At 73.6% G+C, this 22,423-nt stretch carries 23 protein-coding genes and 1 riboswitch; of the genes, 10 read left to right on the top strand and 13 right to left on the bottom strand.

Going from position 1 to position 22,423, the window contains the following annotated elements; genetic code table 11:
- Positions 1-45 precede the first annotated feature (45 nt).
- The gene (locus AC1DW8_RS14020) at positions 46-1,182 is read right to left on the bottom strand and encodes a DmpA family aminopeptidase (protein ID WP_056781205.1); all 1,137 of its coding nucleotides are present in this window, start codon (positions 1,180-1,182) and stop codon (positions 46-48) included.
- Positions 1,183-1,323: 141 nt separating this feature from the next.
- Between AC1DW8_RS14020 and AC1DW8_RS14025 the strand changes: the two genes are divergently transcribed.
- Together AC1DW8_RS14025 and AC1DW8_RS14030 are read left to right on the top strand one after the other, a co-directional pair.
- Complete coding sequence (locus AC1DW8_RS14025) at positions 1,324-2,571, top strand: Mur ligase family protein (protein ID WP_056781201.1); 1,248 nt, start codon at positions 1,324-1,326, stop codon at positions 2,569-2,571.
- The gene (locus tag AC1DW8_RS14030) at positions 2,568-3,353 is read left to right on the top strand and encodes a hypothetical protein (RefSeq protein WP_478094761.1); all 786 of its coding nucleotides are present in this window, start codon (positions 2,568-2,570) and stop codon (positions 3,351-3,353) included. Before AC1DW8_RS14025 ends, AC1DW8_RS14030 begins: the two co-directional genes overlap by 4 nt.
- A 246-nt stretch (positions 3,354-3,599) precedes the next feature.
- Here AC1DW8_RS14030 and AC1DW8_RS14035 read toward each other — a convergent pair whose 3' ends face one another.
- From AC1DW8_RS14035 to AC1DW8_RS14065, 7 genes are all read right to left on the bottom strand, one after another.
- A complete protein-coding gene (locus AC1DW8_RS14035) occupies positions 3,600-3,818 on the bottom strand; it encodes a hypothetical protein (protein WP_056781195.1) in 219 nt (72 codons plus the stop codon).
- 306 nt (positions 3,819-4,124) lie between these two features.
- Entirely contained in the window at positions 4,125-4,931 is an 807-nt protein-coding gene (locus AC1DW8_RS14040) for an adenosylcobinamide-GDP ribazoletransferase (RefSeq protein ID WP_478094763.1), read from the bottom strand.
- Complete coding sequence (locus AC1DW8_RS14045; RefSeq protein WP_478094765.1) at positions 4,924-5,520, bottom strand: bifunctional adenosylcobinamide kinase/adenosylcobinamide-phosphate guanylyltransferase; 597 nt, start codon at positions 5,518-5,520, stop codon at positions 4,924-4,926. Before AC1DW8_RS14045 ends, AC1DW8_RS14040 begins: the two co-directional genes overlap by 8 nt.
- Positions 5,517-6,374 (bottom strand): ECF transporter S component, encoded by an 858-nt coding sequence (locus tag AC1DW8_RS14050; RefSeq protein WP_478094767.1) that lies wholly within the window; start codon positions 6,372-6,374, stop codon positions 5,517-5,519. Before AC1DW8_RS14050 ends, AC1DW8_RS14045 begins: the two co-directional genes overlap by 4 nt.
- Positions 6,371-7,993 (bottom strand): ABC transporter ATP-binding protein, encoded by a 1,623-nt coding sequence (locus AC1DW8_RS14055; RefSeq protein WP_056825158.1) that lies wholly within the window; start codon positions 7,991-7,993, stop codon positions 6,371-6,373. The genes AC1DW8_RS14050 and AC1DW8_RS14055 overlap by 4 nt, the downstream gene beginning before the upstream one ends.
- Positions 7,990-9,075 (bottom strand): energy-coupling factor transporter transmembrane component T, encoded by a 1,086-nt coding sequence (locus AC1DW8_RS14060; protein WP_478094770.1) that lies wholly within the window; start codon positions 9,073-9,075, stop codon positions 7,990-7,992. The genes AC1DW8_RS14055 and AC1DW8_RS14060 overlap by 4 nt, the downstream gene beginning before the upstream one ends.
- A gap of 15 nt (positions 9,076-9,090) precedes the next feature.
- On the bottom strand, positions 9,091-9,834 hold the full coding sequence (locus AC1DW8_RS14065; RefSeq protein WP_478094772.1) for an SCO2322 family protein: 744 nt from the start codon (positions 9,832-9,834) through the stop codon (positions 9,091-9,093).
- 110 nt (positions 9,835-9,944) lie between these two features.
- Positions 9,945-10,058: riboswitch (cobalamin riboswitch) on the bottom strand.
- A 53-nt stretch (positions 10,059-10,111) separates the two neighbouring features.
- Here AC1DW8_RS14065 and AC1DW8_RS14070 point away from each other — a divergent pair.
- Both AC1DW8_RS14070 and AC1DW8_RS14075 read left to right on the top strand, forming a co-directional pair.
- Positions 10,112-10,327 (top strand): hypothetical protein, encoded by a 216-nt coding sequence (locus tag AC1DW8_RS14070; protein ID WP_056781174.1) that lies wholly within the window; start codon positions 10,112-10,114, stop codon positions 10,325-10,327.
- A complete protein-coding gene (locus AC1DW8_RS14075; protein ID WP_056781172.1) occupies positions 10,324-11,697 on the top strand; it encodes a serine hydrolase domain-containing protein in 1,374 nt (457 codons plus the stop codon). The genes AC1DW8_RS14070 and AC1DW8_RS14075 overlap by 4 nt, the downstream gene beginning before the upstream one ends.
- A 44-nt stretch (positions 11,698-11,741) precedes the next feature.
- Here AC1DW8_RS14075 and AC1DW8_RS14080 read toward each other — a convergent pair whose 3' ends face one another.
- The 3 genes from AC1DW8_RS14080 to AC1DW8_RS14090 all read right to left on the bottom strand — a co-directional run bounded on the left by AC1DW8_RS14080 (position 11,742) and on the right by AC1DW8_RS14090 (position 13,862).
- Positions 11,742-12,323, bottom strand: a complete 582-nt coding sequence (locus AC1DW8_RS14080; RefSeq protein ID WP_056781169.1) for a DUF3043 domain-containing protein — start codon at positions 12,321-12,323, stop codon at positions 11,742-11,744.
- Between the two features lie 74 nt (positions 12,324-12,397).
- The gene (locus AC1DW8_RS14085; protein ID WP_478094775.1) at positions 12,398-12,979 is read right to left on the bottom strand and encodes a protein-L-isoaspartate O-methyltransferase family protein; all 582 of its coding nucleotides are present in this window, start codon (positions 12,977-12,979) and stop codon (positions 12,398-12,400) included.
- Between the two features lie 73 nt (positions 12,980-13,052).
- A complete protein-coding gene (locus AC1DW8_RS14090) occupies positions 13,053-13,862 on the bottom strand; it encodes a methyltransferase domain-containing protein (protein WP_056781163.1) in 810 nt (269 codons plus the stop codon).
- Positions 13,863-13,976: 114 nt separating this feature from the next.
- On the opposite strand from AC1DW8_RS14090, the gene AC1DW8_RS14095 reads away from it, so the two are divergent.
- On the top strand, positions 13,977-15,347 hold the full coding sequence (locus AC1DW8_RS14095; protein WP_056825168.1) for a dipeptidase: 1,371 nt from the start codon (positions 13,977-13,979) through the stop codon (positions 15,345-15,347).
- A 144-nt stretch (positions 15,348-15,491) separates the two neighbouring features.
- On the opposite strand, the gene AC1DW8_RS14100 is transcribed toward AC1DW8_RS14095, so the two are convergent.
- Positions 15,492-16,271 (bottom strand): metallophosphoesterase family protein, encoded by a 780-nt coding sequence (locus AC1DW8_RS14100; protein ID WP_056781159.1) that lies wholly within the window; start codon positions 16,269-16,271, stop codon positions 15,492-15,494.
- Positions 16,272-16,277: 6 nt separating this feature from the next.
- Complete coding sequence (gene nadA, locus AC1DW8_RS14105; RefSeq protein ID WP_478094778.1) at positions 16,278-17,498, bottom strand: quinolinate synthase NadA; 1,221 nt, start codon at positions 17,496-17,498, stop codon at positions 16,278-16,280.
- 109 nt (positions 17,499-17,607) lie between these two features.
- On the opposite strand from nadA, the gene AC1DW8_RS14110 reads away from it, so the two are divergent.
- The 5 genes from AC1DW8_RS14110 (at position 17,608) to AC1DW8_RS14130 (ending at position 22,402) form a co-directional block, all read left to right on the top strand.
- Positions 17,608-18,330: an SDR family NAD(P)-dependent oxidoreductase gene (locus AC1DW8_RS14110; RefSeq protein WP_478094780.1), complete on the top strand. Its 723-nt coding sequence runs from the start codon at positions 17,608-17,610 to the stop codon at positions 18,328-18,330.
- Complete coding sequence (locus AC1DW8_RS14115) at positions 18,327-19,421, top strand: S-adenosylmethionine:tRNA ribosyltransferase-isomerase (protein WP_478094782.1); 1,095 nt, start codon at positions 18,327-18,329, stop codon at positions 19,419-19,421. Before AC1DW8_RS14110 ends, AC1DW8_RS14115 begins: the two co-directional genes overlap by 4 nt.
- Positions 19,422-19,545: 124 nt before the next feature.
- Entirely contained in the window at positions 19,546-20,712 is a 1,167-nt protein-coding gene (locus AC1DW8_RS14120) for a glycerate kinase family protein (protein WP_478094953.1), read from the top strand.
- Positions 20,713-20,841: 129 nt separating this feature from the next.
- Entirely contained in the window at positions 20,842-21,219 is a 378-nt protein-coding gene (gene erpA / locus AC1DW8_RS14125) for an iron-sulfur cluster insertion protein ErpA (protein WP_020145450.1), read from the top strand.
- A gap of 196 nt (positions 21,220-21,415) precedes the next feature.
- Positions 21,416-22,402, top strand: coding sequence for a carbohydrate kinase family protein (locus AC1DW8_RS14130; RefSeq protein WP_478094784.1), 987 nt, complete (start codon positions 21,416-21,418; stop codon positions 22,400-22,402).
- The last annotated feature ends 21 nt before the right edge of the window (positions 22,403-22,423 follow it).

Genomic DNA, 22,423 nt, shown 5'->3' on the forward strand with positions numbered 1-22,423 from the left:
TCAGTGCGCCACCCGGCACACGTCGTGGGCGGGGCTGGTCAGTCGCTACTCGCGCAAGGAGAAGCGGCGCCGGCCGTGGCGGTCGAGGATGCTCGCCAGTCGTTCGCCGTCGAGGGCGTGGATCGTCAGTCCGTCGCGGCCCTCCATCGTCTCGGCCTGGAGCATCGCGTTGAGGATGGCCTCGGCCGTGGCCTCGATGACGGCTCCGAACATCGCGTCGAAGTACTCGAGGGCGAGCATCTCGACCTGCATGCCGATCTCGGTGCGGGCGCCGGGGCCCTGGTCGGGCATCCCGTGCGCGGCCGTCGAGAAGGCGATCATGAGGTCGCCGGAGTAGTTGTCACCGCGGGCGCCGAACTTCGCGATGCCGAGCCCGGCTCGCTGGGCAAGCCGGTTGAGCTGGTGGGGGAGGAGGGGCGCGTCCGTGGCGACGACGGCGAGCACCGACCCGGTGCCCGGCGGCGGCACCCGGGTGATCTCGGACATGCGCGGGAAGGGCACGACCTTCTTTGTCAGCACGTGCCCGATCGGCACGCCGTTGACCTCGAAGTGCTTGCGGTCGCCGTGGTTGGCCTGGACGAGGACGCCGACCGTGAAGTGGCGGTCGCCGAGGTCGACGACCCGCGAGGCCGTGCCGGTGCCGCCCTTGAAGCCGTAGCACTGCGTGCCCGTGCCACCGCCGACGTTGCCCTCCGCGATGGCGCCCGTGCGCGCGTCGTCGAAGGCGGTATGGACGTGCTCGCGGGTGACGTGCTGTCCGCTGATGTCGTTGAGGATGCCGTCCCACGTCTCGCCGACGACCGGCAGCATGATCGGCATCCGCCCGGGCACGCGGGTCTCGCGGGCGATGAGGGAGTCGCGCACGACCCCGACGCTGTCGGTGTTGGTCAGGGCGATGGGGCTCGAGAGCATGCCCGACTCGTGCAGCCACTCGAGGCCGGTCAGCTCGCCGAACCCGTTGAGCCGGTGGTAGCCGGCGAAGACCGGCTCGGTGGAGGCGCGGCCGCCGTGGGGGAGCACGACGGTGACGCCGGTGCGCACCGGTCCCTGGCCGACCGTCATCTCGCCCTCACCGTGAACGATCGTGCTGTAACCGACCCGGACGCCCTCGACGTCGGTGATCGCGTTGAGTGGACCCGAGCGCCCCGTCCCGATCTCGATCCCGACATCGGTGGCTCGCACGCGGTCTCCTCCTCGTCCACCCGCGGACCGGGAGAACCGGTGCTGCGGCTACGATCTGGCTTGTCGATCTGGCATGTCACCGAGCGGTCGCCCCTCGCTGCCGAGCGGCGCGACCCACGATGTCGAGAAGGGTAACCGCTTTTGTCTGACGCACGCGATCCGCTCCGCGCCCGCCTGGCGCTGGCCACGGGACGGTCGGCGGGACGGCTCTCACAGGCCCTCGGCAAGGGCTCCGGCTCCATGATCGGTGGCCGCCTCGCCCTCCGCGTCGACCCTCAGGTGCTCCGCGCCGTGGCCGGTGACCGGCGCAGCGTCCTCGTCACCGGGACGAACGGCAAGAGCACCGTCACGGCACTCGTGGCGGCGGCGATCACCCCCGGCGGCGCGGTGGTGAGCAACACGACCGGCGCCAACATGACCGACGGGATCGTGACCGCCCTCTCGGCCGACCGCACGTCCGGGCTCGCGGCCCTCGAGGTCGACGAGGTCTACCTCGAGCCCGTCGCACGCGGCACCCGGCCCAAGGCGGTCGTCGTGCTCAACAGCTCGCGCGAGTACACCCGCGGCGTCTCGCTCAGGAGCACGCTCGAGCACTGGCGCCGCACCGCTGCCGCCCTGCCCGACGACTGCGTCGCCATCGTCAACGTCGACGACCCGCTCGTCAGCTGGGCCTTCGAGACCGCGCCGCACCGCATCGGCGTCAGCGGCGGCCTCTACTGGCGCGGCGACGCCCTCATCTGCCCGGCCTGCGGCTCGGTCCAGGACTTCACCGACGACTCGTGGAGCTGCCCCGGCTGCCGGCGTTCGCGGCCCGAGCCCGACTGGAAGGTCGTGCCCGACGGGAACGGCTGGGCCGTCGAGCACGCCGGCCAGCGCACCCGGATCGAGGTCACGGTGCCCGGCCGCACCGGCCCGGTGGGTGGCGCCTTCGCGCTCGCGGCCGCCGACGCCCTCGGCGTCGACGTGGCCGAGGCCGCCGAGCGGGTCAGCGCCGTCGCCGACGTCGACGGCCGCTACGCGCCCTACCGCCTCGGCGACCACGCCGCCCGCCTGCTCATGCTCAAGAACCCCGCCGGGTGGGCCGAGGCGATCGACGTCGCCGTCTCGACCGACCGGCCGCTCGTCGTGGCCGTCGACCCCTTCGGACCCAAGGACACCGCCACGATGTGGGAGGCGCCGTTCCAGCGCCTCGCCGGCGAGCGCGTCGCCGTCACGGGCGGGCGCACGGCGGACGCGGTGGCGATCCTCGACGCGGCCGGCGCCGACGTCGTCGAGGCCCCCGACATCGAGTCGGCCGTTCGCGCGCACGCACCGGGCGAGGTGATGGTGGCCTGCAACTACCCGGCCTTCCGACGCATCTCCAAGCAGTTCCGAGGAGGCACCCATTGAGCAGGGCACTCACCGTCGCCACGCTCTTCCCGCTCGCCACGGTCGCCGCGGCCGACGAGGCCAACGCGAGTGCGCTCGTGCGCCGCGGGGCCGCCCGTGACCTGTCGGTCGAGACCGTCACCGTCGACCGGGCCGACTCCTTCGTCGACGCCGACGTCTACTTCGTCGGCGGCACCGGACGTGGCGGTGTGGCGGCGCTCGTCGAGGCGCTGACCTCGACCGACCTCGCGGCACGGGTCTCGGACGGCGCGGTGCTGCTCGCCGTCGACGCCGGTCTCGACGCGGTCGCCCGCTCGTGGGTCGACCCGGCCGGTGCTCGGCACCAGGGGCTCGGTCTCGCGCCGGTCAGGATCCACTCGGCTCCCGAGGTCACCGGCACCGTCGTGACCCGACCGGATGCCTCCCTCGACCTGCCCGCCCTCATCGGCTGGGAGGCCAACGACCTGCGCACGGTCCGCGAGGACGGCGCGCGCGCCCTCTTCACGCTCGAGGTCGGGTCGGGCAACCGCACCGAGGACGCCCTCGGTGGCACGACCGAGGGTGTGCTCGCCGGGTCGATCCTCGGCACTCGTCTGCACGGCCCGCTGCTGGCGCTCAACCCGGAGCTGGCCGACCTCGTGCTGGCCCGCGCCACCCAGCGGTCCGAGCCGTGGCCCGCGCTCGAGTCCCCGGCGGTCGAACGTGCCCGTCGCGAGCGCATCGCCGAGGTGCGGCGCGAGTCGCCCAAGGCCGACTGGCGCAGCCGGCTCCCGGGACCCGTCGCGGCGCGCCTTCGCCGCTGACCCACCCGACGTCAACCGTCGAGACGCCAGCGGCGTTCGACATGGGAGGGCAGGGCGGACGCGGCCGTTCGACGGGCGGGAGGTGCACAGGCGTACTCGCCGGCCGTCGGCTACCCGCAGGCGGACGGAGCTGCAGAGGCTGCTGCATCGTGTGTGCTGTGACACACGTCGTATGCGGGCGAGCGTCACGCAGCCGACACCACAAGCGCCCGAGCGGGTTGTCGTCGGACGCTGTGGGATGGTGCGTCACAGGGCCGACGTGGCCGCAGCGCCCCCGTACATGAGGAAGAACACGACGATGGAGGCGAGCGCTGTCACGAGCCCGGTGATCGCCATCCCGCGACCGGGGTACTTCTTCGCGAGAGCGATGCCACTGAAGACGATGGCGAGGATCGCCAGTGGCCACAGGCCGATGTTCAGGAACGGAACGAACGATAAGAGCACGGCGAGGATCCCGAGGATCATGCTCGTGACAGCGAAGCCGGTGCCGGGGCGTGTCGTGGATGCTGCGACGTTCGTTGCAGCCGGGCCAGGGATTGTTTGACTCATGACGTCTCTCCTGCAGATGAGTCGAGAACTCGACTCCGATGTGGGTCAGATTGCCCACGAGCCAAGTCAACCGCCCCCGTGCCCCCCGCGGATGGGCTGGAAGTCCCCCGAGGTCGGACCGAAGGTCCTGACTACAAGCCCGGAGGTCGCTCATGCGGGGCGTGCCCGGCGCGGGCGTCAATCCGTGACGGCCACGGCGTCCTGGACGTGGCCTTTCGACGGTCAGGGGTGGGGGAGGGCAGTGACGACCAGAGTGGCCGTGACGAGACCGGCGGCCAGGGCGACCTCGATCGCGGCACCGATGACGTCTCCGGTGACCCCGCCCAGGCGCCGGACCGCGTGCCGTCGCGTGCCGACGGCCCCGGCGACCGAGACGAGGACGACAGCGACCGCACCGACGCCCCCGGCCCACGACGTGCCGCCGAGCACAGCCGACACCCCCGCGACCGCGAGGCCGGCCAGCAGGGCGACCGCGGCGACGAGGCCCAGCAGGTGCGCCCGGGACACGGTGCCGGCGACGCCCTGACCGAGCCCGTCGGCACGGGCCGGAGGTATGCCGTCCCGCGTGCACACCGCGCACGCGATGCGGCTCGCCACGAGGGCCACGACGGCCATCGCCGTGCCGAGGGCACCGCCGAGGAGGGTCGTGAGGCAGGCGGCGTCGAGCAGGAGGGCCAGGACGACCGCCGCAGCACCGGCCGGACCGGTGTCGCCGCGTCGCATGACCTCGAGCGAGCGCGCAGGCTCGTGCCCGGAGGTGAGCCCGTCGGCGAGGTCCGCGAGCCCGTCGAGGTGCAGCGCCCGCGACAGCAGCGCCGTGACGACGAGGGCCAGCACGGCCACGACGCCGGCGGGAGCCCACCCCGTCGTCGACACCGTCCCCAGGGCGGCCCAGGCGAGGAGGGCGGGCGCCGTCGTCAGGGGCGCGATCAGCATGGCGCGGCCGAGCACGACGTCGGTGACGTGCTCCGGAGGGCCGACGCGGAGCGCGGTGAAGGTGCCGAACGCGAGACGCCAGGCGTCACGCATCGAGCGTCCTCGGCCGGGGCTCGCGAGGCACGACGGGGGCGTCGCTGAGGTCGACGACGCGTCCGGCGACGACGAGATGCACGCGCGCCGCCACCGCCGCGACGAGGGCGTTGAGGCGGCCCAGCTCGTCCTGGAAGAGGCGCCCCGAGGCCGTCGTCGCCACGAGGGACCAGCCGACCTCGTTCGTCACGATGACGACGGGCACCGTTGCGGTGCAGAGTGACTCGACGAGCCGGTCGCCCTCGCGACGCACGGCGTCGGCAGCAGCGTCGAGGTCGTCCCAGCTCGCGGCATCGACGAGCGCCGTGAGCCACGTGCCGAGGCAGTCGACAAGAACCGGGCCCGTGGCAGCGTCGAGCACCCTGACCACGTCCGTCGTCTCGACGGTCCGCCACGTCGCGGGACGGCGCGTCCGGTGGTCCTCCACGCGCCGGCTCCACTCGGGGTCGGACGCATCGGCCCGACGACCGGTCGCGACATAGGTGACGTCGTCGTGGTCCGCGACGAGGTCCTCGGCGTGCCGGCTCTTGCCGCTGCGCACCGGCCCCGTGACGAGGGTCGTCGTGCGGGCTCCGTGCGCGCGGCTCATCGGGCGCCCCCGGCGCCCTGCAGCCGCGAGTCGACGTCGGCGCCCGCCGCCCGTGTCGGCTCGAAGACGACCGGCACCCCGAAGGCCGCCCGTCGGGCTCCGCGGCGGAAGACGCGGAGCAGCGCCGGACCGGCCAGCAGGACGAGGACCGCGTTGAGCACGCCCCGCGGCAGGTCCCACGCGAGGGACGTGGCGAGGTAGAAGAGGCCGTAGTGGGCGAGGTTCTCCGAGAGCGGTGCTCCGGGGACGAAGCCCATCCCGCTGGGCGCGTTGGTCCCGAGGAAGGGCCAGAACCAGAGGTTCATGAAGAGCCCGAAGGCGAGTCCCGTCACGAGGGCGTATGCCGCGAGCACCCACCGCTCGGCGCGTCCTCCCGCGCGGGCCGGCAGCAGACCGGCACCGAGCCCGATGCCCCCGGCGCAGATCATCTGGAAGGGCAGCCACGGGCCGACGCCACCCGTGAGCAGCGCCCCTGTGGTGACGGCGAGGGCGCCGGAGACGAAGCCGACGCCGGGCCCGAGCACGCGCCCGGCCACGATGACGATGAAGAACATCGGCTCGAGCCCGGCGGTGCCGGCGCTGAGCAGGCGCAGCCCACCGCCGGCCGCTGCCGCCACCCCGAGGACGGCGATCGTCTTGGCGTCGAGGCGTCCGGCCGTGACCTCCGCGAGGCAGACGACCGCGAGCAGCCCGAGGAGGACGGCGAAGAGCCAGGGCGCGTCGTTGCCGTGGTCGCGCGCGAAGTCCCCGGTGACGAAGAAGGGCCAGGTGAACGCCACCAGCCCGACGACGCCGACCACCGCGACGGCGACGACCGCCGGCCAGCGCAGCGGGATGACCCGGCGCCCGGTCATGCGATCCTCGCGAGGGCGCCCGCGACCTCGGCCACGGTGAGCCAGGTCTGGGGGAGGAGCACCTTCGTCACCTGCGGGGCGAAGGCCGGCGAGGACGCGAGGACCTCGCGTGCCGGGCCGTCGGTGACGACCTCCCCGTCGGCGAGGATGACGACACGGTCGGCGACCTCGGCCGCGAGCTCGACGTCGTGGGTGGCGAGCACGACGGTCGTCCCCTGTGCTGCGAGGCCGGTGAGCATCTCGCCGAGCCGCTTCTTGGCCCCGTAGTCGAGCCCGCGCGTCGGCTCGTCGAGCAGGAGCACCTCCGGTGACCCCGAGAGGATGACGGCCAGCGCGAGCTCGAGCCGCTGACCCTCGGAGAGGTCGCGCGGGTGCACCGCGGGGTCGATGCCCCCGGAGATGCGGTCGAGCAGGCCGCGGGCCGTGCCCGGGGCGGCGCCGAAGTCCTCGTCGGCCGCGGTGCACTCGGCCGCCACGGTGTCGGCGTAGAGGAGCAGCTCGGGCTGCTGCGGCACGAGCCCGACGGTGCGGACCCGCTCGCGGGCGGATCTCGCGTGCGGGTCGACGACTCCTGCCCCGACGCGCACCGTCCCCCCGGCCAGCCGGTGCTGGGCCGCGATGGCTCCGAGGAGCGTCGACTTGCCCGCGCCGTTGCGGCCCATGAGGGTCGTCACCGAGCCACGCGCCACGGCGAGGTCGACACCGTCGAGGACGACCCGGCCGCCGCGCGAGACGCGAAGGCCGTCGACGGTGACCGCGTCGGCGGGCCCGATCACCCTGAGGTCTGCCACGGGGCGCGGTGTGCTCGTGCCGAGGGCTTCGCGCAGGGCGGCCGCCTTGCGGCGCGCGTCGCGGATGGACAGCGGCGTCGGCGACCACCCGACGAGGCGGGAGAGACCGACGACGGGCGGGTAGATCTGGGAGCGGAGCATCGCCTCGGCGGGGTCGAGCAGCTCGGACACGTGTCCTTCGTCGACGAGGACGACGCGGTCGGCATGGTGCACGACGCGTTCGAGCCGGTGCTCGGCCAGCACGACGGTGACCCCGAGGTCGTGCACGATGCGATGGAGCGAGGCCAGGACCTCTTCTGCCGCAACGGGATCCAGGGCCGACGTCGGCTCGTCGAGCACGAGGACTCGAGGGCCGGCGGCGAAGAGCGCGGCGATCGCGACCCGCTGCTGCTGACCACCCGAGAGGGTGCGCAACGCCCGGGCGCGCAGCGGCGTCAGCCCGAAGAGGTCGAGGGTCTCCTCGACGCGGCGGCGGATCGTGGTCGAGTCCAGCCCCATCGTCTCCATGCCGTAGGCGACCTCGTCCTCGACGACATCGGTGACAAAGGTCGAGGACGGGTTCTGCTCGACGAGGCCGACCACCGTCGCGAGGTCGCGAGGACGGTGCTCGGCCGTGTCGAGCCCGTCGACGGTGACGCGTCCGGTGAGCGTGCCGCCGCTGAAGTGCGGGACCAGCCCGTTGATGGTGCGCAGCAGCGTGGACTTGCCGCTTCCCGTGGGGCCGACGACGAGGACGAGCTCGCCCTCGGGGATCTCGAGCGTGACGTCGTGGAGGCTGGGAGCGGGGGCGTCGGCATACTGCACCGACACGTGCTCGAAGGTGATCACGGTGCGACCTCCCGGGGACGGGGCGACAGCCAGGCGGGGAGGGCGGCCACGAGCAGCGCGAGGACGGCGATGAGGGGCACGGCGGGCAGCTCGCCCTGCTGGCTCGGCACGATGCCCTCCCAGCCCTGCACCGAGCCGACGACGAGGACCGCGGCGGGCACGGCGCCCGCGACGACCGTCACGGTCTCGGTCCACGTCCAGCGGTCGCGGCGGTGGCCCGACCGGGGGTCGCGCGACGCACCGACGAGCAGGCTCGAGCCGGCGAGGAGCGCGCCGAGCACGAGGACCGGCAGCCCGAGCACCCCTCCGGCCGAGGAGTCGAGGAGGCCGTAGAGACCGGCGAGGACCCCGACGAGGCCGGCGAGGGCGAGCCCCGTCGCGGCCCGACGGCTCGTCGTCGTGGAGCGGACGGCGCGGCCGTAGCCACGGGACTCCATCGACGCCGCCAGCCCGAGCGACCGCTCGAACGCGGTCTCGAGCACGGGCACCGTGAGCCGGGCCATCTCGCGCAGGCCGCGGCCGTCACGACCGCGCAGCGTGCGCGCTGCGCGCACCTCGCGGGCGTCGGTCAGCAGCTGCGGCGCGAACGTCAGCCCCACGACGACGGCGGTGCCGACGTCGTAGAGGGTGGCGGGCAGGTATCTCAGCAGTCGGCGCGGGCTCGCCAGCGCGTTGGCGGCACCGAGGCACGCGAGGACCGCGGCGAGGCGCAGGGCGTCGTAGGCGGCATACAGCAGGGACTCGAGGGTCACCGTCCCGCCGATGCGCACGCCCGCCGCCCAGTCCGGCAGCGGCACGCTCGGCAGGGTCATGACGACGGTCTCACCGACGATGCCGTTGCCCAGCAGGGCCGTCATGACGATGCGGAACGCGACGATGACGGCACCGATGGCGAGGAAGGCGGGCAGCGGGTTGACCGTGGCAGGGTCATGGCGCTCGTCGACGACGAGGACGCAGACCCCGATGACGAGCAGCAACAGCACCGGGTTGGTCGTGCGCGACGCAGCGGTGGCCAGGCCCAGCCCCCACAGCCACCAGGCTGCGGGGTGCTGGAGCCGGGCCCTGCGCTGGAGTCGCGCCACGCTCGTCGTGGCTCCTCAGCCGTCCTGGCGAGCGCGCGACCGCGAGCGCATCAGCAGGTAGCCGATGAGCGCGAGCAGGACGAGGCCCGCGATGACGTAGGCCGCAACGGTCCCGCCCGACGTACCGGACGTCGGCGCCGCGGCGACGTCGGTGCCCGAGGCGGCCGGGGTCGAGGCCGACACGGACGGCGTGGCCGCCGGAGCGGCGATGGTCACCGGCTGGTCGGCGGCCTTGGCTTCGGGGCTGACCTCCTTGACGGCACCGCCGCAGTCGCTCGTCGGGTAGCCGTCGACGCCGCAGACGAGGCCCTTCTCGGTGCGCACGTCACCGGCGACGGCGAGCACCGCCGCGCTCGTCGCGTCCGTGGCGACGACCGCGCACAGGGCCTTGGGCTCGGGCGGCGTGGCGCCGTCGGCGGCATCGGCCGGGCGGCCGAAGTCGACGACGAGGCCGACGCGCTTCTTGCCCGACACGGCCGCAGTGGTGCCACAGACCTGCTCGAACGTCAGGACGGCGCGCGGGTAGCGGGTCGAGGCCTCGTCGGCGACCGCGAAGCGCCAGCCGTCGACGCTGCCGTCCTTGGGGGTCGTCTGGTCCGGGCCCTTCTGCGCGAAGGTCCAGGCGCCGTCGGAGAGCTGGTAGAAGCCCCAGTAGCGGTACGCAGCGGCGTGGGCCGGCGCGATGGTGAGGGCCGAGAGGCAGGCGGCGACGAGCGCGGCGAGCACGACCCGGAGCGGGGCACGACGGACAGGGGACACGGTTTCCTCCTCGCGGTGGGACACCATGTCGGGTCTGCTGGCTGCGGCCGGCCCGGCGGGGTGACTCCGGTCCGCATTCCACGACAGACTGACAAAGGAGCCGGTGGGACGCGGGTTTTCCGGCTGGTCACCCCGGGCCGCACGGCGGCGGGAGGTGGCATCACGGTTGCGGGTCAGCGCCGGAGTCACACCGGCTTGCCCCATCGTCCTTCGGTTAGGCGAACCGTCGCACGCGGGGCCTGCGCCCGTCAAACGGCGTGCCAACTAGGGTGGCCGCATGAGTGCTGACTGGTCCTGGCTGTTCCTCGATGCGCACGGCAACCCGGTGGAGGGTGAGGGCGTGACGACCTCGGGATTCCCGACCCAGAGCGACGCCGAGAGCTACCTGGGGGAGTCGTGGCGCGAGCTGCTCGACGCTGGGGTCGAGGCGGTCACCCTGCGCGAGAACGACACCGTCGTCTACGGCCCGATGAGCCTGCGGGCCGCGGAGTGAGCGCGCCGCACGGGGCCGGCAGCCCGTCGGAGACGGCGCTGTCGGCGGGGCTCGAGCGCGACCTGCTCGCCCGGGTCGTCACGGCCCAGCGCACCTGGCGCTCTCCCGGCGTCAGCGTCGGCGTCGTGCGCGAGGGCGCGCTCGTCTGGTCGGCGCACGTGGGGTCGGCCCGGCTCGGGTCGCAGCCCGCGCCCGCCACCGACGACACGCAGTTCATGATCGGCTCGGTCACGAAGACGTTCACGGCCCTGACCGTCATGTCGCTGCGCGACGAGGGCCTGCTGTCCCTCGACGACGCGCTCGAGACGTACGTGCCGGGCACGAAGCACGCGCGGGTCCCGCTGCGGCAGATGCTGGCCCACGCCTCCGGGCTGCAGCGTGAGCCGGTCGGCAACATCTGGGAGAGCCTCGTGGCCCCCGAGCGCGACGAGTTCCTCGCCGGCGTCGAGGAGGCGGAGCAGGTGCTCCCCGCCCACCACGCCTTCCACTACTCCAACCTCGCCTACGGCCTCCTCGGCCAGGTCGTGGAGCGCGTCACGGGCCGGGACTGGGAGCACGTCGTCCGCGAGCGGGTGCTCGAGCCGCTCGGGATGGACCGCACCGGCCTGACGCCCGCCGACGACCGGGCACTCGGCTACCAGGTCGACCCGTACGCCGGCACCGCGAGCGAGGAGCCGCTCTTCACGCTCAACGCGACGGCACCGCTGGGTGGCCTGTGGTCGACCGTGGCCGACATGGCGCGCTACGCCGCCTACGTCGCGAACCCCGACGACCGGGTCGTGCGACCCGAGACCGTCGAGGAGATGTGCCGGCCGATCATCATGACCGACGTCGACGGCTGGAGCGGTGCCTACGGCCTCGGCTTCGGGATGGGCCGCCGCGGCGACCGGGTCTATGTCGGCCACGGCGGCGCGATGCCCGGCTTCCTCACCGGCCTGCGGGTCCGGCGCAAGGACGGTGTCGGCGCGATCGTCTTCGCCAATGCCACCTCCGGCGCCCTGACCCTCGGGCTCGCGACCGACCTCGTCGAGGCCGTCGTCGACGCCGAACCGGCTCTGACCGCGGCGTGGGTGCCCGAGACGGCTCAGCCCGCCCTGACCGAGCTCCTCGGCCTCTGGTGGTCGGAGGGGTCGCCGATCACGTTCTTCGTGCGCGGCGGCGAGCTGTGGTCCAGGCTCGCCGACGACGAGCCGCTGTCGGAGACGCGGTATGCCGCGGAGGGCACCGACCGCTTCCGCGCCGTGGCGGGCCGGGAGCGCGGCGAGGTGCTCGAGGTCGTGCGTGCCGCCGACGGCTCCGTCGACAAGCTCTACTTCGCGACGTATGCCGTGACGCGGGCGCCGCTGGCGTTCGCCGACCTGCAGGGCTGACCGAGGCGGTCGGCCGTCACCCCGTCCGACCCGGCACGGGCGGATCAGGCGGGGTGCTCGCCGCGGGCGACCTGCGGCTTCGGCATGCGCGTGCGGCGCATCTGGAAGGCGCGCATGATGGCGTACCACGCGTCGCCCTTCTCGGCGCCGCCGAACTTGTCGTCCATCTTGCGGCGCGTGCGGCGCCACATGAGGAGGGCGTCGCCGATGGCCACGAGGATGAGGCCGTAGACGAGGACGAAGACGAGCAGCAGGGCCCAGTTCGTCCGGACGAAGCTGAGCAGCAGCACGATGAGCATGATCGGCAGCATGAACTCGCCGATGTTCCAGCGGGCGTCGACCGTGTCGCGGATGAACCGGCGACGGGGGCCCTTGTCGCGGGCCGGGAGGTACTTCTCGTCACCCGTCATCATGCCGGCGCGCTGCTTGGCCATCGCCTCGCGGCGGGCCGTCTTGTCCTGCTTCGTCGCGGCCTTGCGGTCGGTGACGATGAGGGGACGCTTGTTGAGGGCCTCCTGCTCGCGCCGCTTCGGCGTGGGCCGGTTCTTCGCCCCGGCGCGTGCCGACGCGTCGGTCGAGGCCGTGGGTGCGAGGTCTTCGTTGAGGGTCTTCTTGCGTCCGAACACGGGGACACTCTAAGCCGAAGGGCGTCCTGGGCCCGCATCGCGCCCGCGGCCACCCGGCATACGACCCCTCGCGGTCAGTCCCCGGGGGTCGTGCGGAGCGGGACGAAGCGGTAGTGCCCGTGCCGGCTCGTCACGAGCGTGCCGTGGTCGCGCACGACGAGCGTCATCGAGCCGGCGACGGGGAGGACGAGCCGCCCGGGGTCGCCGAGCTGGTCGACGAGCGGCTGGGGCAGGGTCTGCGCCTCGGCGGACACGAGGATGCGGTCCCAGGGGCCACGGTCCGGGGCGCCGAGCACCCCGGCGGCGGCCTCGTGGATCTCGGCCCACGCCATCCGGGTGGCGGCGAGGTTCGCGGCACCCCATCGCGCGAGGGCGGGCTCGAGCTCGACGCCGACGACCTCGCCGGTGGGTCCGGTGAGGTGGGCGAGCAGGGCGGTCGTCCATCCGGAGCCCGAGCCGACGTCGAGGACGCGCTGCCCGGGCTGCACGTCGAGGAGGCGCAACATGTCGGCGACCGTCCGCGGCTGCGAGTTCGTCTGCCCGTGCCCGATGAGGATGGGGCCGTCGTGACCCGCGCGGGACCGGGCGCCGCGGGGGAGGAAGCCGGCCCGAGGCACGGCGGCGAAGGCCTGCTGCACCCGGTCGACGGCGTCCATGGTCCGAGCCAAGCACGCCCGGGTCCGGACGTCAGCCCCGGAGCCGGGTCCCGCGCGGGTCACGACGGTTGAGTCAGGCCGTGCGGCGGGCGATGACGTGCACGAGGGTGCCGAGGGCGCGGTAGGGGTCGGTCGAGCCGAGCCGCTCCTCGACGTCGAGCAGCGTCGCCAGCTCGTCGCCCGTGGGTGCGGGCTCGTCCACCCCGACGTCGTCGCTCGCGACGCGGATGCCGTACCACGCGACGAGCTCGAGGCCCGCGACCTCGCAGTCGACCGTCAACGAGGCGAGCGTGTCTGCGCGCGCGTCGACGCCGATCTCGTTGCGGTAGCGGGCATCCCGGCCCTGCTCGGCTGCGCGGCGCGTCTCGTCGAGCATCGCCAGGGCAGCGGACCAGTCATGCCGGCCGGCCGGGCGCCAGGCCATGGCGTCGCCGTTGCGGGCCGCGATCGACACGATGCCGCCCGGCGCGACCCGGCGGGCCAGGCCGGCGACCGCGGCGCGGCTGTCGGGGAGGTACATGAGCACGCCGTGGCACATGACGACGTCGTATGCCGTCGGCCGCGTCACGCTCGCGAGCCCGGCGAGGTCGGTGGCCACGAGGGTCACGTGGTCGCGCTGCTCCGGGGTGAGCCCGGCAGCGGCCTGCTCGAAGGTGGCGCGCATGCGCCCGTCCGGCTCGACGGCGGTGACCGTGTGGCCGAGGCGCGCCAGACGCAGCGCCTGGGTGCCCTGGCCGGCGCCGACGTCGAGGACGCGGAGCGGACCACGAGGCAGGTGTGCAGCGAGCTGTCGGGTGACCATCTCCTGGCGTACGACGTTGCGCAGGTTGCCCAGTCTCTCGAGCCAGGGGTCCTGCCCGGCCACGAAGGTGTTGTCGGCCATCGGCCGAACCTACCCACAGGGGACGACACCTGCCGAGGCGGGCGCCCCCGGGAGCGGCTGACACGGTCCTCGCCTGCCTCGTGGGCCCGCCCGTGGCGTGGGTAGGGTCGGCTCGTGACTGACGACGCCCTCACCCCCGACCAGATCCAGCAGATCCGCGACCGCGTGGCCGAGCTCATGCCGCAGGTGCGGGCCGACCTCGAGGAGCTCGTGCGCATCCCGAGCGTCTCGGCCTCCTCCTTCGACCAGAGCCAGGTGGCGCACAGCGCCGAGGCCGTCGCCGAGCTGCTCCGCCGCGAGGGCCTCGACGTCGAGGTCGTCGTCGAGGGCGGCCGCCCGGCGGTCATCGGGCACCTCGACGGTCCCGCTGGCGCCCCGACCGTGACGCTCTACGCGCACCACGACGTGCAGCCCCCCGGCGACGACGCCGACTGGGACAGCTCGCCGTTCGAGCCCGTCGAGCGCGACGGGCGCCTCTACGGCCGCGGCGCGGCCGACGACAAGGCCGGCGTCATGGCCCACGTCGCGGCACTGCGCGCGCACGCCGGCAACCTGCCGGTCGGCGTCACGGTCTTCGTCGAGGGGGAGGAGGAGTCCGGCTCGCCGTCGCTCGGCACGATCCTCGAGAAGCACGGCGACCGCCTCGCTGCCGACGCCATCGTCATCGCCGACTCCGGCAACTGGGACATCGGCACGCCCGCCCTCACCACGACCCTGCGCGGCGGCATCCGCGTCGTCGTCCGCGTCCAGACGCTCGACCACTCCGTGCACTCGGGCATGTTCGGCGGCGCGGCACCCGACGCCACCACCGCCCTCGTGCGCCTCCTCGCCTCGCTCCACGACGCCGACGGCAACGTGGCCGTGGCCGGTCTCGACGCGGGCGAGGCCGCCGACATCGACTATGACGAGCAGCGCTTCCGCGCGGAGTCGGGCCTGCTCGACGACGTGTCGCTCATCGGGTCCGGCTCGATCCTCAGCCGGCTCTGGAACAAGCCCTCGATCACGACGATCGGTATCGACGCGACGTCCATCGACAAGGCGTCGAACACCCTGTCCGCCAAGGCCGCTGCCAAGATCTCCGTCCGCCTCGCCCCGACCCAGGACCCCCTCGTGGCCTTTGACCGCGTGCGTGAGCACCTCGAGGCCAACGCTCCCTGGGGGGCCAGGCTCACGGTCGAGCTCGAGGAGCACGGCTCGGGCTTCGCCGCCGACGCGAACGGACCCGTCTACGACGAGGCGCGTGCGTCGTTCGCCGACGCCTGGGGCACCGAGCCCGTCGACATGGGGGTCGGTGGCTCGATCCCGTTCATCTCCGACTTCTCGGCCCGCTTCCCCGACGCGTCGATCATCGTCACGGGCGTCGAGGACCCCGACACGCGCGCCCACGGCGCGAACGAGTCGCTGCACCTCGGCGAGTTCGAGAAGGTCTGCGTGGCCGAGGCGGTCTTCCTCGCCCGGCTGGGAGCGCTGCGGCCCACCCGCTGAGGCGGACGGCATACGCCATCGGTGGACGGGCAGCCGATGACCCGCGCGATGGTGCTGCGTCTGGTGGGGCGATCACCCCACCAGACGCAGCACCATCGGTAGGACCATCCACACCGGAACGGCGGGCCAGGGCCGGCCGGCGGCTCAGGTGGCAGGGACCGCCGAGCCGCGGTAGCGCTGCTCGCGCAGCTCGAGGGCGTACGCGTCCGCGCCCGGCATCCCGAGCTCCTCGGCCACCGCGACCTCGGCCTCGACGTCGTAGGGCACCCGGACGAAGGTGATGCCGACGTGGCCCGCGGGCTCGTCGAGGTCCGCACGGGGCAGCGCGCCCTCGAGGACGACGTAAGGGGCGCCGGGACCGTCGAGGGCGTTGCCGACCGACCCGGCGTTGAAGACGGTGATGCCGTAGTCGACGGCGAGGTAGGCGCCGTGGATGTCGCCGTAGCCGACGATGGTCGGCACCGGCCCGTCGCCCGTGAACGCGGTCTGCGCGACGAAGGCCCGGTGCTCCTCCTCGGTCGTCGGGGCGAAGACGCGGTGGAACTCGCTCACCGGCGAGGCGTGGAAGAAGCGGATCGGCTGGCCGCTCAGCACGATCTCGTGGACGTTGGGCAGCGTTGCGAGCCAATGCCGCTCGTCCTCTGACAGCGTGTCGCGCACCCACTGGCCGTGCTCCCACGGCTGCACGGTGTCGCGCGCGATGAAGGTGTCCCAGTTGCCCCGGACGGTCGGGATGGCGCGCTCCCGCGTCATCCGGATGCACTCCGACCCACGCGGGCCCTTGCCGATGAGGTCGCCGAGGTTGACGACGTACTCGATGCCGCGGCGGGCGATGTCGGCGAGCACGGCTTCGTACGCCGTGACGTTCCCGTGCACGTCGGAGACGACGGCGACCCGGTGGAGGTCGCCTGCGGTGGCCGCCACCGGGCGTCAGTCCTTGTGGGTGGTGCCGGGCAGGGCGAGCATCCGGTCGAGCGCGGCTCGCGCCTCGGCGGCCACGGTCGGGTCGACGCGGATCGGGTTGACGACCCGGCCCTCGACGAGGGACTCGAGCGCCCACACGAGGTGCGGGAGGTCGATGCGGTTCATCGTCGAGCAGTAGCAGACGTTCTTCTCCAGGAAGGCGATCCGCTGCTCGGGGAACTGCTGGGCGAGGCGGCGCACGAGGTTGAGCTCGGTGCCGACGACCCACGACGTGCCGGCCGGGGCGGCGGCGATCGTCTGGATGATCTTCTCCGTCGAGCCGACCTCGTCGGCCCGCTCGACGACCTCGTACTGGCACTCGGGGTGGACGATGACCTTGACGCCGGGGATCTCGCGGCGGGCGGCCTCGACGGCGTCGACGGAGAAACGGCCGTGCACGGAGCAGTGTCCACGCCAGAGGATCATCCGGGCGTTCTCGAGCTGCTCCCGGGTCAGGCCGCCGTTCGGGCGGTGCGGGTCCCAGACGACGCAGTCGTCGAGCGACAGGCCGAGCTCGCGCACGGCCGTGTTGCGGCCGAGGTGCTGGTCGGGCAGGAAGAGCACCTTGCCGGTGCCGGTCCCGTCCAGCCCGACGCCACCGACCTGCTCGAAGGCCCAGTCGAGGGCGGTGCGGGCGTTGGAGCTCGTGCAGATCGTGCCGCCGTGGCGCCCGGTGAAGGCCTTGATCGCGGCGGCGGAGTTCATGTAGGTGACCGGGATCGTCTGCGCGGCGACGCCGGCCGCGGTCAGCTGCTCCCAGCAGTCCTCGACCTGGGCGATCGCGGCCATGTCGGCCATCGAGCAGCCGGCGGCGAGGTCGGGCAGGATCACGGTCTGCTCGTCGCTCGTGAGGATGTCGGCGGACTCGGCCATGAAGTGCACGCCGCAGAAGACGATGTAGGGCGCGTCCGGCCGGGCGGCGGCGTCGCGGGCGAGCTTGAACGAGTCACCGGTGACGTCGGCGAACTCGATGACCTCGTCGCGCTGGTAGTGGTGCCCGAGGACGAAGACGCGGTCCCCGAGCGCGGCCTTGGCCGCGCGCGCCCGCTCGACGAGGTCGGGGTCGGACGCCGCCGGAAGGTCGCCCGGGCACTCGACGCCGCGCTCGGTGTGCAGGTCGGTGCCCTGCCCGAGCACGAGGAGGGGGAGCGGAGCGGGAGCCGGGGCCGATGCCGTGTCGGTCGTCATGTGCAGATCGTATGCCGCCCCGAGCGCTGCCAGCGCTCGGGCACTTGACCTCAAGTGAACTTGATGTCTGACGCTGTGGCCATCGACCCACGACCACACAGGAGTCATGATGCCCACCGCACTCGTCACCGGTGCCACCCAGGGGCTCGGCCGGGCCCTCGCCGAGGCCCTCGCCGTCCGGGGCTGGGACCTCGTCGTCACCGCCCGCCTCGCCGACCGTCTCGCCGAGACCGTCTCCGCCCTGCGCGACCACGGTCACGACGTCGTCGGCCTCGCCGGCGACGTCAGCGACGCCGTCCACCGTGACGACGTCGCCCACGTCGTCACCGGGCCGGCCGGTCCGGACGGCCTCGACCTGCTCGTCCACAACGCGAGCACCCTCGGCCCGCTCCCGCTGCGTCCGCTGCGCGACCTGACAACGGACGACCTCGCGGCCGTGCTCGCCGTCAACGTCGTCGCGCCGCACGCCCTGACCTGCTCGCTGCTGCCGTCGCTCGAGGCCGCCGGAGGGACGGTCCTCGCGATCTCGTCCGACGCCGGCGTCGAGCACTACGAGACGTGGGGCGCCTACGGCGCCAGCAAGGCCGCGCTCGACCATCTGACGCTGACCCTCGGGGCGGAGGTGCCCTCGATCCGCGCCTACGCCCTCGACCCCGGCGACATGCGTACCGCGATGCACCAGGCGGCGTTCCCCAGGGAGGACATCGGCGACCGGCCGCTGCCGGAGGAGGTCGCCCTGCCCGGGATCCTGGCGCTGCTCGCGTCGCGACCCGCCAGCGGTCGGTACCGGGCTGCCGAGCTGCTCGCGGCGACGTCGGGGGTGGCCTCGTGACCGCGGCCCTCGCGCACGTCCCGCACACCGTCTTCCGCGTCACCGACGACCTCACGGCCGACGCGCCGCCCGAGCGGAGAGGTCTCGACCGGGACGGCGTCCGCCTGCTCGTCGCCTCGGGGTCCTCCTCGGGAACCGTGCGCGTCGAGCACACGACCTTCGCCGCCATCGGCGACCACCTGTCGCCCGGCGACCTGCTCCTCGTCAACAACTCGGCGACCGTGGCGGGCGAGATCGACGGTCGGGTGGTCGGACGCGGCGCCGTCGTCGTCCACGTGGCCTCCGAGCTCGACGACTGCACCTGGGTCGTGGAGCTGCGCACCGCCCCCGACGCGCGGCACCCGGTGCTCGACGCGCTCGAGGGCGACGTCGTCGACCTCGCGGCGGGCGGCCCCCGGCTGCGCCTCGAGGCTCCCTACCCGAGGCCCGACTCGTCCCCGACGGGACACGGCAACCGGCTGTGGCGGGCGACGCAGCTCGACGACTGCACCCTCGCGGAGCACCTCGTGACGCACGGCCGGCCCGTCGCCTACGGCTACCTCCGTTCGAGGTTCCCGCTCGAGGACTACCAGACGGTCTTCGCCCGGCTGCCGGGCAGCGCCGAGATGGCGAGCGCCGCCAGACCGTTCACCGCCGACCTCGTGACCGGGCTCGTGTCGTCGGGCGTCCTCGTCGCTCCCGTGACGCTGCACACCGGCCTGTCGTCACAGGAGGCCGGTGAGGCGCCGCAGCCCGGACGGTTCGCCGTGTCAGGGGAGACGGCAGCCCTCGTCAACCTCGTGCGCGACCGCGGGGGCCGGGTCGTCGCCGTCGGCACGACGGCGACGCGGGCCATCGAGTCGGCGACCGGTCCGGACGGCCGGGCGCGCGCGGCGGCGGGCTGGACCGAGGTCGTCATCTCGCCGGACCGTCCGGCCCGCGTCGTCGACGGGCTCGTCACCGGCTGGCACAACCCGGACGCCTCGCACCTGCTCCTCGTCGAGTCGGTCGCGGGGGCCGACCTGGCCCAGCAGGCGTACGACGAGGCGGTGGCGCGCCGCTATGCCTGGCACGAGTTCGGCGACGCCGGCCTCTTCCTGCCGCACCGTTGACTTCCGCCCCTCGCGCCGACATCCACTGCGGGTCGAGGTGATCGCGTCGCCCACGGTCGTGCCGCGATCACCTCGGCCGCGGGTGGGACGCGGCACGACCTGGCCGGATGGGAGGATGCCGCACGTGCACGTCATCTTCGCTCCCGACTGCTACACCGGCACGCTCACCGCGTCCCAGGCCGCGGCCGCGATGGCCGAGGGCTGGGGGCGGACGGCGCCGGGCGACCGTGTCACGCTCGTGCCGCTCTCCGACGGCGGACCCGGCTTCGTCGACGTCCTCGCCGAGACGCTCGCGGGGGAGGTCCACGCCGTCGTGACCACCGACCCGCTCGGCCGTGAGGTGCCCGGCACCATCCTGCTGACGACGGGCGCGGGCGGCCGGACGGCATACGTGGAGTCGGCGCAGGCGGCCGGTCTGCACCTGCTCGCCCCGGACGAGCGCGACCCCACGGTGACGTCGACCTCGGGGGTCGGCACGCTCGTGCTCGCGGCCCTCGACGCCGGCGCCCGGCGCATCGTCATCGGGCTCGGCGGGTCGGGCACCAACGACGCGGGGGCCGGCCTGCTCGGCGCCCTCGGGGTCGGGCCCTCCGCCCGCCTCGGGCGCGGCGGGCTGGCGCTCGCCGCCGCGACGCCCGACGACGTCGCCGGCCTGGACGCCGCGCGCGACCGGCTGCGGGGCGTCGACCTCGTCATCGCCAGCGACGTCGACTCGCCGCTGCTCGGCCTCAAGGGGGCGAGCGCGGTCTTCGGCCCCCAGAAGGGCGCGTCCGAGGAGGACGCCCAACGGCTCGAGAACGCGCTGGGCCACTTCGCGAGCGTCGTGGCCCGGGTTCGGCCGCCGGCCAAGGACCTGCTGACCGGCACCCTGCTCAAGCCGGAGCGCGAACCCGGAGCCGGAGCAGCCGGTGGGCTCGGCTACGCCCTGCACCTGCTCGGAGCGCGCCGCGTGTCCGGGGTCGAGGCGGTGCTCGACGCCGTCGGGTTCGCCGACCTCGTGGCCTCCGCCGACCTCGTCGTCACGGGCGAGGGCAGCTTCGACTGGCAGTCGCTGCGCGGGAAGGTCGTCGTCGGCGTCGCCGAGGCGGCTGCGCGCGTCGGTGTGCCGGTCATCGCCGTCCCTGGTCAGTCGCTCGTCGGCCGCCGTGAGGCCATGACGGCCGGCCTCTCCGGGGTGTATGCCGTGGCGGAGCGTCCCGACCAGGTCGCCGCCGCCATCGCCGAGCCCGCCGCACGCCTCGCCGACCGCACGGCACGCGTCGCGCGCACCTGGTCGCCGTCCACATCCTGAGCCGCCGGACGGGGGGAGGATGCACGATTCGGGTGGGGGGCGACGTATCCTTGGAGACGTCGGGAACACATCCGGCGCGGCATGGGTTCTCTCTTCCGACCCATGCTCCACGACGTGAAGGACCAACACATGAGTGTCGAGACGAACGCATCTCCCGCCGAGGTTCAGACCGAGGCTCCCGCCCACGGTGTCGTCCTGACGGACGTCGCGGCCACGAAGGTCAAGAGCCTGCTCGAGCAGGAGGGTCGTGACGACCTCCGCCTGCGCGTCGGTGTCCAGCCCGGCGGATGCTCGGGCCTGATCTACCAGCTCTACTTCGACGAGCGCAGCCTCGACGGTGACCTCGTCCGCGACTTCGACGGTGTCGAGGTCGTCGTCGACCGCATGAGCTCCCCCTACCTCGAGGGCGCCACGATCGACTTCGCCGACACGATCGAGAAGCAGGGCTTCACCATCGACAACCCCAACGCGGGCAGCAGCTGCGCCTGCGGCGACTCCTTCAGCTGAGCCGCCCGCGCCACGGCGCACGCCGCACCGCACGTCCGAAGGGCCCGACCGTCACGGTCGGGCCCTTCGCCGTCGGCGGGCGTCATCGGGCCGGTGTCGAGCCGTCACCGAGCCGTCACCGGGCCGGCGTCGGGCCGGCGTCGGGCCGGCGTCGGGCCGGCGTCGGTGGGGCAGCGATCCCGGGTAGGTTCGTGCTGTGCAGATCGCCATCACCGGTTCCATCGCCACCGACCACCTCATGACCTTCGACGGACTCTTCGCCGACTCGCTCGTCGTCGAGCAGCTCGACAAGATCTCCCTGTCGTTCCTCACCTCGGACCTGCAGGTCCGCCGGGGCGGGGTCGCCGCGAACATCGCGTTCGGCATGGCCAACCTCGGTCAGCGTCCGCTGCTCGTCGGCGCGGTCGGCGAGGACTTCACCGACTACCGCAGCTGGCTCGAGCGCCACGGCGTCGACTGCGGCGCGGTGCACTACTCCGAGTCCCAGCACACGGCGCGCTTCATCTGCACGACCGACCGCGACATGGCCCAGATAGCGACGTTCTACGCGGGGGCCATGACCGAGGCGCGCGACATCGAGCTCGCGCCGGTCGCCCAGCGGGTCGGCGGCCTCGACCTCGTCGTCGTGGGCGCCAACGACCCGGAGGCGATGCTGCGCCATTCGGACGAGTGCCGCTCGCGCGGCATCCCGTTCGCGGCCGACCCCTCGCAGCAGCTCGCGTTCTGCGACGGGCCGACCATCGCACGCCTGATCGACGGGGCCGAGTACCTCTTCACCAACGAGTACGAGAGCCACCTCGCCTGCCAGAAGACCGGTTGGAGCGAGGACGAGCTCGCCGACCGCGTCCGGGTGCAGGTCAAGACCCGCGGCAAGGACGGCGTCACCGTCCGCGTGCGCGGCGAGGAGCCCGTCGAGGTGGGGATCGCCCGCGAGGTGCGCAAGGCCGACCCGACCGGCGTCGGCGACGCCTTCCGGGCCGGCTACCTCACCGGTCTCGCGGCGGGTCTGCCGGTCCGGCGCTGCGCCGAGCTCGGCTCGATGCTCGCCACCTATGTCATCGAGACGGTCGGCACGCAGGAGTACGCCCTGGGCAAGGAGCGCTTCCTCGAGCGGCTCGCCGGGGCCTACGGCGCCGAGTCCGCCGACGAGATCGGGCCCCACATCACCTGTCCACGGCCATGACGCCGCCGCCGGCCCGGCGCT

This window comes from Terrabacter sp. P2_E3, from assembly GCF_056403915.1.